Annotated in this window: 15 protein-coding genes; 9 read left to right on the forward strand and 6 right to left on the reverse strand. The window is 74.0% G+C overall.

All coding sequences use genetic code 11. The features are described from left to right. Position 1 precedes the first annotated feature (1 nt). Positions 2-952: a GlxA family transcriptional regulator gene (locus tag ACWEFJ_RS37215; protein WP_449716642.1), complete on the reverse strand. Its 951-nt coding sequence runs from the start codon at positions 950-952 to the stop codon at positions 2-4. Positions 953-1,024: 72 nt separating this feature from the next. On the opposite strand from ACWEFJ_RS37215, the gene ACWEFJ_RS37220 reads away from it, so the two are divergent. From ACWEFJ_RS37220 to ACWEFJ_RS37230, 3 genes are all read left to right on the forward strand, one after another. Beyond that, entirely contained in the window at positions 1,025-1,558 is a 534-nt protein-coding gene (locus ACWEFJ_RS37220) for a cysteine hydrolase family protein (RefSeq protein WP_449716643.1), read from the forward strand. Positions 1,559-1,705: 147 nt separating this feature from the next. Beyond that, complete coding sequence (locus tag ACWEFJ_RS37225; RefSeq protein WP_449716644.1) at positions 1,706-2,239, forward strand: VOC family protein; 534 nt, start codon at positions 1,706-1,708, stop codon at positions 2,237-2,239. Beyond that, complete coding sequence (locus ACWEFJ_RS37230) at positions 2,232-3,032, forward strand: MerR family transcriptional regulator (RefSeq protein ID WP_449716645.1); 801 nt, start codon at positions 2,232-2,234, stop codon at positions 3,030-3,032. Before ACWEFJ_RS37225 ends, ACWEFJ_RS37230 begins: the two co-directional genes overlap by 8 nt. Before the next feature lie 12 nt (positions 3,033-3,044). On the opposite strand, the gene ACWEFJ_RS37235 is transcribed toward ACWEFJ_RS37230, so the two are convergent. Beyond that, a complete protein-coding gene (locus ACWEFJ_RS37235; protein ID WP_378091656.1) occupies positions 3,045-5,036 on the reverse strand; it encodes a protein meaA in 1,992 nt (663 codons plus the stop codon). A 220-nt stretch (positions 5,037-5,256) separates the two neighbouring features. Here ACWEFJ_RS37235 and ACWEFJ_RS37240 point away from each other — a divergent pair, with 220 nt between their 5' ends. Then, on the forward strand, positions 5,257-5,556 hold the full coding sequence (locus ACWEFJ_RS37240) for a hypothetical protein (protein ID WP_378091654.1): 300 nt from the start codon (positions 5,257-5,259) through the stop codon (positions 5,554-5,556). 7 nt (positions 5,557-5,563) lie between these two features. Here the strand turns inward: ACWEFJ_RS37240 and murA are convergent, their stop codons facing one another. Further along, on the reverse strand, positions 5,564-6,820 hold the full coding sequence (gene murA / locus ACWEFJ_RS37245) for a UDP-N-acetylglucosamine 1-carboxyvinyltransferase (protein WP_378091652.1): 1,257 nt from the start codon (positions 6,818-6,820) through the stop codon (positions 5,564-5,566). Positions 6,821-6,914: 94 nt separating this feature from the next. On the opposite strand from murA, the gene ACWEFJ_RS37250 reads away from it, so the two are divergent. The 3 genes from ACWEFJ_RS37250 to ACWEFJ_RS37260 all read left to right on the forward strand — a co-directional run bounded on the left by ACWEFJ_RS37250 (position 6,915) and on the right by ACWEFJ_RS37260 (position 8,919). Then, complete coding sequence (locus ACWEFJ_RS37250) at positions 6,915-7,487, forward strand: cob(I)yrinic acid a,c-diamide adenosyltransferase (RefSeq protein WP_449716646.1); 573 nt, start codon at positions 6,915-6,917, stop codon at positions 7,485-7,487. Positions 7,488-7,562: 75 nt separating this feature from the next. Continuing rightward, positions 7,563-8,246, forward strand: coding sequence for an alpha/beta fold hydrolase (locus ACWEFJ_RS37255; RefSeq protein WP_449716647.1), 684 nt, complete (start codon positions 7,563-7,565; stop codon positions 8,244-8,246). 4 nt (positions 8,247-8,250) lie between these two features. Continuing rightward, entirely contained in the window at positions 8,251-8,919 is a 669-nt protein-coding gene (locus tag ACWEFJ_RS37260) for a winged helix-turn-helix transcriptional regulator (RefSeq protein ID WP_378091646.1), read from the forward strand. 95 nt (positions 8,920-9,014) lie between these two features. On the opposite strand, the gene ACWEFJ_RS37265 is transcribed toward ACWEFJ_RS37260, so the two are convergent. After that, entirely contained in the window at positions 9,015-9,365 is a 351-nt protein-coding gene (locus tag ACWEFJ_RS37265; RefSeq protein ID WP_378091644.1) for a winged helix-turn-helix transcriptional regulator, read from the reverse strand. Positions 9,366-9,455: 90 nt separating this feature from the next. On the opposite strand from ACWEFJ_RS37265, the gene ACWEFJ_RS37270 reads away from it, so the two are divergent. After that, positions 9,456-10,328 carry an NAD(P)-dependent oxidoreductase gene (locus ACWEFJ_RS37270; RefSeq protein ID WP_449716648.1) on the forward strand — a complete coding sequence of 291 codons (873 nt, stop codon included), beginning with the start codon at positions 9,456-9,458 and terminating at the stop codon, positions 10,326-10,328. Between the two features lie 4 nt (positions 10,329-10,332). Here the strand turns inward: ACWEFJ_RS37270 and ACWEFJ_RS37275 are convergent, their stop codons facing one another. Then, positions 10,333-10,764 carry a DUF2550 domain-containing protein gene (locus ACWEFJ_RS37275; RefSeq protein WP_378091640.1) on the reverse strand — a complete coding sequence of 144 codons (432 nt, stop codon included), beginning with the start codon at positions 10,762-10,764 and terminating at the stop codon, positions 10,333-10,335. 22 nt (positions 10,765-10,786) lie between these two features. Further along, the gene (locus ACWEFJ_RS37280) at positions 10,787-11,152 is read right to left on the reverse strand and encodes a F0F1 ATP synthase subunit epsilon (protein ID WP_449716649.1); all 366 of its coding nucleotides are present in this window, start codon (positions 11,150-11,152) and stop codon (positions 10,787-10,789) included. Positions 11,153-11,289: 137 nt separating this feature from the next. Between ACWEFJ_RS37280 and ACWEFJ_RS37285 the strand changes: the two genes are divergently transcribed. After that, on the forward strand, positions 11,290-12,036 hold the full coding sequence (locus ACWEFJ_RS37285; protein ID WP_378091636.1) for an IclR family transcriptional regulator: 747 nt from the start codon (positions 11,290-11,292) through the stop codon (positions 12,034-12,036). Positions 12,037-12,105 lie beyond the last annotated feature (69 nt).

The following is a 12,105-nucleotide window of genomic DNA, read 5'->3' on the forward strand; positions in this document are numbered from 1 at the left end:
GTCAGGACGCCGCGGGCACGCGGAACGTGCGGCGGTAGGCGTCGGGGGTCACGCCCAGCTCGCCGCGCAGCCGGCGGCGGAGGTTCGCGGCCGTGCCGAGGCCCGCGCGCTCGGCGACGCGGTGCACCGGCAGGTCGGTGGTCTCCAGCAGGCGCCGGGCCAGCCGGACGCGCTGCACCTGGAGCCACCGGCCGGGCGTGTCGCCGGTGGCGGCCAGGAAGGCCCGGTGGAAGGTGCGCTCGCTCATGCCCGCGTGGGCGGCGAGGTCCGCCACGCCGATGGGCGAGCCCAGCCGGTCCACCGCCCAGTCCACGGTGGCCGCGATGCCGGTCCGGCCCGGCCGGGTGGGCAGCGGCGGGTCCACGTACTGCCGCTGCCCGCCCTCGCGCGTCGGCGGCATCACCAGCCGGCGGGCCAGGGCGGCGGCCACGTCCGCGCCGTGCGCCCGGCGCACCAGGTGCAGGCACAGGTCCAGCCCGCCCACCACGCCGGCCGACGTCAGCACCTCGCCCTCGTCGGCGAACAGCACGTCGCGCACCACCCGGGCGCGCGGCGCGGCCGCCTCCAGCGCGTCCAGCAGCCGCCAGTGCGTCGTCGCCGCACGGCCGTCGAGCAGGCCCGCCGCCGCGAGGGTGAACGCGCCCGAGCACAACGCGGCCACCGTGCCGGTGCAGGACCGCAACGCGCGCACCACCGCATCGGGCACGGGCGCGAGCGGGTCCGCCCGGCCCGGGACCAGCACCAGGTCGCAGTCGCGCAGGCCGGACAGCCCGTGCGTGGCCGGGATGACGCCCACCGGCCGCACGGGCGTCGCCGCCCGGCCCGGGGCGCACAGCCGCAGCGTGAACGGCCCGATCCCGGCGTCGGTCCGGTCCACGCCCCACACCTCGCCGACCACCGAGACGTCGAACGCCCGGGTCCCGGGCAGCAGCAGGACACCCACCGTGCGCATGGCAGGAAAGTACCCCAACGCGCCGGTTCCGCCACTCCCGCTCCGGGCCGCCGCGACCGCAGACTCGACGCCATGACCGACCACACCGCCCTGGTCCTGATCGACGTGCAGCGCGCCTTCGACGACCCCGTCTGGGGCAAGCGCAACAACCCCGACGCGGAGGCCAACATCGCCCGCCTGCTCGACGCGTGGACCGGCCCGCTGGTGCTGGTCCGCCACGACTCCACCAAGCCCGGCTCGCCGCTGCGGCCCGGCGGGGACGGCAACCGGTTCAAGCCGGAACTCGACCGCGCCGTGCCCGACCTGGTGTTCGGCAAGAGCGTCAACTCGGCGTTCCACGGCGAGGTCGACCTGGACGCGTGGCTGAAGGGACGCGGCGTCACCGACCTCGTGCTCGCGGGCATCCAGACCAACATGTGCGTCGAGACGACCGCGCGCGTCGGCGGCAACCTCGGCTACCGCGTGCGGGTCGTGCTGGACGCCACGTTCACGTTCGACCTGGAGGACCTGACCGCCGACCAGCTCGCCCACGCCACGGCCGTCAACCTGCGCGGCGGCGGGTTCGCCGAGGTCGTGACCACGGACGACGTGGTCCGGAGCACCTGACCGCGGGGTTCGCCGACGCCGTGACGACGCGCGCCGCGGTCCGGGGCACCCGGCCACGGCCGCCCGTTCACCCGGATCGACGGACGTGGCCCAGGACACGTCACCGCGGCTTGACCCTCACGCAACGTCAGGCCCGAGGGTGGCCGCATGAGCGACTACTACAACGCGTTCGAGATCAGCCCCGTGCCCACCCCCGGCCCGGACGCGGTCGCGCCGGAACCGTTCCGGGGCATCTACGGGATGCCCGCGTTCGTCACGATCCCGACCGACGACCTGGCGGCGTCGGTGGACTTCTGGGTGCGCGGGCTCGGGTTCATCGAGCTGTTCGCCATCCCCGGCACGCTGGTGCACCTGCGCCGGTGGGCGTTCCAGGACGTGCTCCTGGTCGCCGCGGACGGCGTCGCGGAGCGACCGCCCGCGATGAGCGTCAGCTTCGCGTGCGTGCTCGGCCAGGTCGACGGCCTGGCCGAGTCCTGCCGCGCGGTGCGACCCGGCTCGGCCGGCGACCCGCGGGACACGCCGTGGAACACCCGCGACGTGGAGGTGATCACGCCCGAGAACGCGCGGGTGGTGTTCACCGCGGCGAAGCCGTTCGACCCCGCGAGCGAGGAGGCGCGCGGCCTCGCCGCCGTCGGGATCACCCCGCCGGACACCGGCGACCACAATGAGGGCCGTGCCTGACACCGACGACGACGGCCTGACCGTGGGCCAGGTCTCGTCGCGCCTGGGCGTGACGGTCCGGGCGCTGCACCACTGGGACGGGATCGGCCTGGCCCGGCCGTCGCTGCGCACGGCGGCCGGGTACCGGCGCTACACCGCGGGCGACCTGGAACGCCTGCACCGCATCGTGGTCTACCGCGAGCTGGGCCTCGGCCTGGACCGGATCCGGGCCGTCCTGGACGACTCGGCCGCGGACGTGCCCGCCGCGCTGCGCGCGCAGCGGGCCCGGGTCACCGAGCGGATCGAGCACCTCCGGCGGCTCGGCGCGGGGCTGGACCGGATGATCGAGGCCCACGAGCGCGGCCTGCTGCTCACCGCCGAGGAGCAGGCCGCGATCTTCGGCCCCCGGTGGAACCCGGACTGGCCCGCCGAGGCCCGCCGCCGTTACGGCGACACCGCGCAATGGCTCCAGTACGCCGAGCGGTCCGCCGAGCGCGGACCCCGGGAGTGGCAGGCCGTCGCCGACGCCGTGGCCGCCTTCGAGCGCTCCCTCGGCGAGGCGATGGACGCCGGGGTCGCCCCCGGCAGCCCGGAGGCGGACCGCCTCGCGGAGCGGCACCGCGAGGTGTTCGCCGCGTACTTCCCGCTCACCAGGCGGATGCAGGTGTGCCTGGGCCGCGGGTTCGAGGCCGACCCCGGTTTCGCCGCCCACTACGACGGCATCCGCCCCGGCCTCGCCGCGTGGTTCCGCCTGGTCGTCGACGCGAGCGCACGCGCCCACGGCATCGACCCGGACACCGCGACCTGGGAGTGAGGACGGGCGCGGCTACAGGCCGTTCGCCTCCCGGACCACGGACACGATCTCGTCCATGATCCCGGTCAACTCGTAGTCCTTGGGCGTGAACACCCGGGCCACCCCGCGGGCGCGCAACTCGGCGGCGTCGTCGGGCGGGACGATCCCCCCGACCACCACCGGCACGTCCTCGGCGCCCGCCGCGCGCAGCCCGTCGACCACCGCGGGCACGACCTCCAGGTGCGACCCGGACAGGATCGACAGGCCCACCACGTGCACGTCCTCCTGCACGGCGGCGGCGACGATCTGCGCGGGCGTGAGCCGGATGCCCTGGTACACGACCTCGAACCCGACGTCGCGAGCCCGCACGGCGACCTGCTCCGCGCCGTTGGAGTGGCCGTCGAGCCCCGGCTTGCCGACCAGGATCCGCAGCCGCTCGCCCAGCTCCCCGCCGGTCGCCCGCACCCGCTCGCGCACCCGGGCGATCTCCGCGCCCGCCTCGCCGGACGCCGCCGCGGCGGACACCCCGGTCGGCGCGCGGTACTCGCCGAACGCCTCGCGCAACGCCTGCGACCACTCGCCGGTCGTCACGCCCGCGCGGGCGCACGCGAGGGTGACCTCGACCAGGTTCTGCTCCGTCCTGGCCGCCGCGCGCAGGTCGTCCAGCGCGGACTTCACCAGCGCGTCGTCGCGGGACGCCTTCCACTCGCGGATCGCCTCGACCGCCTGCCGCTCCACGACCGGGTCGATCTGCTCGATGGCGTTCGCGCCCTCGGCCTGCAACGGCGACGGCTCCGTGGTGGCGAACCGGTTCACGCCCACCACGACGTCCTCGCCGGACTCGACCCGCCGACGCCGTTCGGCCAGCGACGACACCAGCGCCGACTTCATGTAGCCGGACTCGACCGCCGCGACCGCGCCGCCCATCGCCTGCACGCGGTCGATCTCGGCCCGCGCGCCCTCGACGATCTCGTCCACCTTGGCCTCGACCACGTGCGAGCCCGCGAACAGGTCCTCGTACTCCAGCAGGTCCGTCTCGTAGGCCAGCACCTGCTGCATCCGCAGCGCCCACTGCTGGTCCCACGGCCGGGGCAGGCCGAGCGCCTCGTTCCACGCGGGGAGCTGGATGGCCCGCGCCCGCGCGTCCCGCGACAGCGTCACGGCCAGCATCTCCAGCACGATCCGCTGCACGTTGTTCTCCGGCTGCGCCTCGGTCAGCCCGAGCGAGTTCACCTGCACCCCGTACCGGAACCGGCGGTGCCTGGGGTCGGCGATGCCGTACCGGTCGCGGGTGATCTCGTCCCACAGCCGGACGAACGCCCGCATCTTGCACATCTCCTCGACGAACCGCACGCCGGCGTTGACGAAGAAGGAGATGCGGGCGACGACCTCGCCGCGCCGCTCCTCGGGCACCTGGCCCGAGTCGAACACCGAGTCCAGCACGGCGATCGCGGTGGACATCGAGTACGCGATCTCCTGCACGGGCGTCGCGCCCGCCTCCTGCAGGTGGTACGAGCAGATGTTGATCGGGTTCCACCGGGGCGCGTTCGACACGGTCCACGCGACCACGTCGGTGATCAGCCGCAGGCTCGGCCCCGGCGGGAACACGTACGTGCCGCGGGACAGGTACTCCTTGATGATGTCGTTCTGCGTGGTGCCGGCGAGGGCCGCGCGGTCCGCGCCCTGCTCCTCGGCCACGGTCACGTACAGCGCGAGCAGCCACATGGCCGTCGCGTTGATGGTCATGGACGTGTTGGCCTCGCCCAGCGGGATCCCGTCGAAGAGCTGCCGCATGTCGCCGAGGTGGCTGATCGGCACGCCGACCTTGCCGACCTCGCCCCGGGCCAGCTCGTCGTCCGGGTCGTAGCCGGTCTGCGTGGGCAGGTCGAACGCCACGGACAGCCCCGTCTGGCCCTTGGCCAGGTTGCGGCGGTACAGCGCGTTGGACGCGGCGGCGCTGGAGTGGCCCGCGTACGTCCGCATCACCCACGGGCGGTCGCGCTCTCGGTCGGCCGGGTACGGCACGGCAACCCCTGTGTCTCTGGCCGCTGCTCCGCAGACGGCGGCGAAGTCGCCGGCAGGTCGTCGTTCGCGCCTGGCCCGCCGACGGTCGAAGGGCGTGCACGTCGGCGGACGAGTCGCGAACGACCGACGCGACCTCGCGGGCGGGTGGGTCCCCCGTAGCGTACTGACCAGTAACCTCCACCGTGCGTGCCGTTGCTCACTGAATCGTGACTGCGGCAGCATGGAGGGCGTGACGGCGCTCACCACCTTCCTGCTCATGGTGATCGTGTTCGGGCTGCTCGGCCTGGTGCTCTACTGGGCGTTCGGCGTCGACCGGCGGGCCGTGCCCGACCACACCGGCGACGACTTCGGCCTGCTGACCGAGGTGGCCGCCGTGCCGACCCCGGTCGCGGCCGACGTCCTGGTCCGGCGCCTGCGCGCGGCGAAGATCAAGGTGACCGTGGTGAACCGGAACGACCTGCACCGCCTGCTGGTCTTCCCGGCCGACGCGCCCGACGCACGGCTGCTGCTCCGGCAGTGACCCGCCGTCAGGCGTTCACGCGCTCCACCGTCGCGCCGAGCTTGCGCAGGTTCTCCAGGAACCCGGGGTAGCCGCGCTCGATGTGGAAGATCTCGTAGACCTCGGTCACGCCGTCCGCGCACAGCCCGGCCAGCACGAGCCCCGCCCCGGCGCGGATGTCGGACGCCCACACCGGCGCGCTGGACAGCCGCTCCACGCCGCGCACCACCGCGTGGTGGCCGTCGGTGCGCGCGTCCGCGCCCAGCCGCACCATCTCCTCGATGAACCGGAACCGGGCCTCGAACAGGTTCTCCGTGATCATCGACGTGCCGTCCGACACGCTGGACAGCGCGATCGCGAACGGCTGGAGGTCCGTCGCGAAACCGGGGTACGGCAGCGTCACGAAGTCCACCGAGCGCGGCCGGTCCGTCTGCACCACGCGGAAACCGCCGTCGAGCGTGGTGACCTCCGCGCCCGCCATCCGCAGCTTCTCCAGCACCAGGTCGAGGTGGTGCGGGTCCACGCCGCGCACGGTGATGTCGCCGCGGGTCATGGCGGCGGCGAACGCCCACGTCGCGCCGACGATCCGGTCGCCGATCACCCGGTGCTCGGTCGGCTGCAGCGACTCCACGCCGTGCACGGTGAGCGTGGACGTGCCCGCGCCCTCGATCTTCGCGCCCATCTGCTGGAGCATCACGCAGATGTCCACGATCTCCGGCTCGCGGGCGGCGTTGTCGATGACCGTGGTGCCGTTGGCCAGCACCGCCGCCATCAGGATGTTCTCCGTCGCGCCCACGCTGGGGAAGTCGAGCCAGATCTGCGCGCCGTGCAGGCCCTCGGCCTCGGCGATCACGCAGCCGTGCTCGATCTCGCTGTGCGCGCCGAGCTTGCGCAGCCCGCTCTGGTGCATGTCCAGCGGCCGGTTGCCGATCGCGTCCCCGCCGGGCAGCGCGACCACCGCGCGCTTGCACCGGCCCACCAGCGGACCGAGCACGCAGACGGACGCGCGCAGCTTGCCCATCGCCTCGGAGTCGGCGCGGTGGTTGAGCTCCTTCGGCGTGGTGATGGTGACCACCGAACCGTCGAGGGTCACCTCGCAGCCCAGGCTGCGCAGGACGTCCGCCATCAGCGGCACGTCCAGGATCTCCGGGCAGTTCGTGATGGTGGTGGTGCCTTCGGCCAGCAGTGCCGCGGCCATCAGCTTGAGCACGCTGTTCTTCGCGCCGACGACGGCGACCTCGCCGACGAGCCGCGCACCGCCCTGAACCCGGAAGTGCTCACTCACGTAAGGAACTCCTCGCTCGTTGTGCCGCAATCCTACGGACGGTCTGAATCGTGCCCGTCCGTGGTGCGGCACTGCGGTGTCTACAGTGCTCGACATGGCCGTGCACCTGACGAAGATCTACACCCGCGTCGGCGACGACGGGACCACCGGCCTCGGCGACTTCTCCCGGGTGCCCAAGACCTCGCCCCGCATCACCGCGTACGCCGACGTGGACGAGACCAACGCCGCGCTCGGCGTGGCCCTCGCGCTCGGCGCGCTCGCGCCCGACGTCGCCGAGGTCGTGCGCCAGGTCCAGAACGACCTGTTCGACGTGGGCGCGGACCTCTGCACGCCGGTCGTGCCCGACCCGGAGCACCCGCCGCTGCGCGTCACCCAGGCGTACGTGGACCGGCTGGAGGCGTGGTGCGACGGGTTCAACTCCCGGCTGGGCAAGTTGGAGTCGTTCATCCTCAACGGTGGCACACCCGGCGCGGCCCTGCTGCACCAGGCGCGCACCATCGCCCGACGGGCCGAGCGGGCCGCGTGGGCGTTGATCGAGGTCGAGGCCGACCGGACGAACCCGCTGACCGCGAAGTACCTGAACCGGCTCTCGGACCTGCTGTTCATCCTGGCCCGCGTGGCCAACCCGGACGGCGACGTGCTCTGGCGGCCGGGCGCGAACGCCTGACCGGACCCGGTGGCGCTTCCTGTTTTTGAAGCATAGAGTTCGAAAACAGGAAGTTGCCTGACCGGGAGGTCGACCATGACCGCGTACGTCCTCGTCCACGGCGCGTGGCACGGCGGCTGGGCCTGGGAGCGGGTCGCGCCCCTGCTCACCGCGGCCGGCGCGCACGTCGCCACGCCCGACCTCACGCACGACCGCGACGTCGGCCTCGCCGAGCACGCCGACGAGGTGGTGGCCGCGATCGACGCCGTGACCGACCCCGACCTGGTGCTCGTCGGCCACAGCTACGGGGGCCTGGTCGTGCGGCAGGCGGCCGACCGGCGGCCGGACCGGGTGGCGCACCTCGTGCTGCTCGACGGCTGGGCCGGGCCCGACGGCGCGAGCCTGACCGACCTGGCCCCGGACTGGTTCGCCGCCCGCGTCACCGCCGCCGCCGGACCCGACGGCCTGATCCCCCCGCCCGGACCGGCCGCGTACGGCGTCACCGACCCCGACGACGCCCGGTGGCTCGCGCCGCGGCTGCGCGCCCACCCGCTGCGGTCGTTCACCGAGCCGACCCGACTGGGCGGCGCGGTCGACCGGATCCCCGGCACGGGCGTGCACTGCGTGCCCGAAACGTTCCCGTTCGCCCGGTTCGCCGCCGACCTCGGCTACGCCACCGTGCCGGTCGACGGCCCGCACGACGTGGTGCTGACCCACCCGCGGCGGGTGGCCGACGTGCTGCTCGACCTCGGGAGCCGGGTCGCGCCGACCCTAGGATGAGCGGGTGGAGCAGCGGACGTACAACCAGTACTGCGCCACCGCGCGCACGCTCGACCTGGTCGGCGAACGCTGGACCCTCCTGCTCGTCCGCGAGCTGCTGACCGGGCCGAAGCGGTTCGGCGACCTCCAGAGGAGCCTGCGCGGCCTGGGCACCGGGCTGCTGGCCGCCCGGATGAAGCACCTCGAACGCGAAGGGCTCGTGCGGCGGGTCACCCTCCCGCCGCCGGCCCGCACCCCCGCCTACGCCCTCACCGAGGCGGGCCGCGACCTCGGCCCCGCCGTGCTCGCGCTGGCCCGCTGGGGCGCGAAGTGGGCGATGGGCGAGCGGCGCGCGGACGAGGCGTTCCACCCCGGCTGGGCGGTGCTCGCGCTGGAGGCGTTCTTCGACCCCGCCGCCGCGGCCGGCGTACGGGTGACCTACGAGTTCCGGGTCGGCGACGAGGTGTTCCACGTGCGCGTGGACGACGGCGCGGTGGAGGCCGCGCACGGTCCGGCCCAGCACCCCGACGTCGTGGTCGAGACCGGCGAGGACGTGTTCGCCGACCTGGCCGCCGGCCGGTCGGGCCTGGCCGAGCAGGTCGCCGCCGGCGCCGCGACGGCCACCGGCGACCGGGACGCCCTGCGCCGGCTGGCCGAGGTGTTCCCGCGGCCGACCCCCGCCACCCGCGGGTGACCGGCGATCAGAACACCGACCGCGACCGGAACACCGCGTGCGTGAGCGGGTGACCGGCGGTCGGGACGCCGCCCGCGTCGGTGGGTGGCCGGCGGTCAGGACGCCGCCGAGACCTTCTCCGCGCCGATGCGCCGGATCCGCTCGGCACCCCACCGCCCCAGCGCGGACAGCGCCTCGTTGAGCGAGCGCCCGTCGTCCGTCAGCGAGTACTCCACCCTGGGCGGCACCTCGGGGAACACCTCGCGGCGCACCAGGCCGTCCTCCTCCATCTCCCGCAGGTGCTGCGCGAGCATCTTCTCGCTCACGCCCGGCAGGCCCCGGCGCAGCTGGGCGAACCGCCGCACGCCGTGCTCGTCCAGCTCCCACAGGATCAGCGACTTCCACTTGCCGGACACCACGTCCATCGCGGCGTCGATGCCGCAGATGTAGGGACCTCGCCGTGCCATCGCCCCTCCGGGGGTGCTTACCAAAAGGTGGGTACTGCACAAAATAGTCCGTACTGGCCAGAAGGGCTGGGCCGGACGGACGATCACCGCATGACGAACACGAACGCGACCGCGACCGTCCTCGGGCTCGGCGAGATGGGCTCCGCCCTCGCCGCGGCCCTGGTCCGGGCGGGCCACCCCACCGCGGTCTGGAACCGCTCGCCCGGCCGGGCCGACGCCCTCGTCGACCTCGGCGCCACGGCCGCCGCCACCCCGGCGGACGCCGTCACCGCGTCCGACGTGGTGGTCGTGTGCCTCTTCGACGCCGCCTCCGTGCGCGAGGTGCTCGACCCGGTGGCCGACCTGCTCGCCGGTCGCACCCTGGTCAACGTCACCACCACCACGCCCGAGCAGTCCCGGGAACTCGCCGCCTGGGCCGCCGGGCACGGCGCGGTGTACCTGGACGGCGGCATCATGGCCGTGCCGCACATGATCGGGCGGCCCGGCTCCTCGATCCTCTACAGCGGCTCGGCCGCCGCGTTCGAGCGGTGCCGCCCGCTGCTCGACCTGTGGGGCGAGAGCGCCTACTTCGGCGAGGACCCGGGCCTCGCGCCGCTGTACGACCTCGCCCTGCTCTCCGGCATGTACGCGATGTTCGCCGGGTTCCTGCACGGCGCGGCCATGGTCGCGGGCGCGGGCATCACCGCCGGCGAGTTCGCCGAACGGGCCGCCCCGTGGCTGTCCGCGATGACGGGCGCGTTCGCCGGGTTCGCCGCCGTGGTGGACGGCGGCGACTACACCGTGCCGGGGCAGCAGAGCCTGGAGTTCTCCAACCTGGACACCATGATCGACGCGAGCGCCGCCCAGGGCATCTCCACCGAGGTGGTCGGGATGGTGCAGGCCCTGATCCGGCGGCAGGTCGACGCCGGTCACGGCAAGGAGGGCTTCGCCCGGATCTACGAGAGCATCAGGAACCGGACCTGAGCCGCTAGGAGGCCCAGGGAATGGAACGGCCCGGAGGCGCCGACTCCAACCAGGACAGGAAGCCGGTCAGCGCGTCCGGGCCCATCGCGATCTCGACCTCGCCCTTGGTGCCGCGACACCGGAGCACGACCGCGCCCGTGGGCATCGCGTACGCCTCCGGCGCGGTCGGCTCGCGGCGGTCGTCGATCTCGAAACCCTCGCGGGAGATCACCATGTCGGGGCCGGTGCGCAGGCTCAGCACCCGGAACCAGGTGAACTCGTCACCCCGGTAGTGCCCGACGCCCAGGTGCCAGCCCCGCCCCGAGTCGTCGATCCTGGACCTCAGCGCGACGTGCACACCGCCCGCGCGCAACACCCGGACGCGGCGCCACGCGAGGTACGCGAGGACCACCACCGCACCGAACAGGACCACCCCGACCAGTTCGGCGATCCCCACGGCGTCTGCCCGCTCGTCCGCGTCAGGCCGAGTGACCCGCGGCGCGCAGCCGCGCGATGGCCCGGGCCCGGTGCACGTCGTCCGCGTTCTGCGCGTCCGCTCGGGCCTGCTCCACGTCGATCTCGTCGGCCAGCTCCGCGTCCTCGGCGAGGATGCTCACGCCCTCGCCGGTCACGGAGAGGAACCCACCGTGCACGGCCGCCGTGACGAGCTCGTTGTCCGTGGTCCTGATCCGGACGACGCCGCCCTCGACGAGCTGCCCGAGCACGGGCTCGTGGCCCGGCAGGATGCCGATCTCGCCTTCGAGGGTCTGCGCGACCACCGAGGTGGCCGTGCCGGACCACAGGCGACGTTCCACGGCGACCAACTGGACGGTCATCTCGGCCACGCGCATCTCCCTGGGTCGACTGGAGTCACCCGCAGTCTAAACGGTGACCCGAACCGGCCGCCGCACCAGCCACCCCCACCCGGCGCGACCCCGTGAGGTCGCACCACCCGCCTTCCGTTGAGTGGAAGACTGGGCACGTGCCGGCACCGAAGTCGCTGCTCGAACGCGCGTTCTCGTTGTTGTCCGTGTTCAGCGTGGACCGGGCGGCGGTGACGCTGTCCGACCTGAGCCGCCACTCCGGGCTGCCGCTGAGCACCACGCACCGGCTGGTGGCGTCCCTGGTCGAGCTGCGCGCCCTCGACCGCACACCGGACGGCCGCTACTGCGTGGGCCTGCGCCTGCTGGAGCTGGGCGCGCTGGCCCCGGGCAGCCTCGACCTGCGCGAGCGCGCCCTGCCGTTCCTGGAGGACCTCTACGAGGTGACGCGGCACAACGTGCAGCTCGCCGTGCGCGACGGCACGGAGGTCGTCTACGTCGAGCGGATCTCGGCCCGCGACGCGGTGAACGTGGTGACGCGGGTGGGCAGCCGGATGCCGCTGCACTGCACGGGCGTCGGCCTGGTGCTGCTGGCCGCCGCGCCCCTCGACGTGCAGGAGGCCGTGCTCGCCGCGCCGCTCAAGCGGTACACGCCCAGGACGATCGCCACGCCGCGGCACCTGCGCGAGGCGCTGGCCCGGGTGCGCCGCGACGGCTACGCCATCAGCGACCGGCAGATCGAGATGATCACGTACTCGGTCGCCGCGCCCGTGCGCGGCCAGGACGGCGACGTGGTGGGCGCGGTGTCCGTCGTGGTGCCCACGGGCACGCGCACCGACACCGTGGTGCCCGCCGTGCGCACGTGCGGCCTGGCCATCTCCCGCGCGCTGGGGTGGGCGTCCCCCTGATGCTTGAGCCGGTCGGTGACGGCCTTGGCCACGGCCAGGTCGGGGGTCCGGCCGAACGCGACCGGGTAG

The sequence above is a fragment of the Actinosynnema sp. NPDC004786 genome (assembly GCF_053601135.1).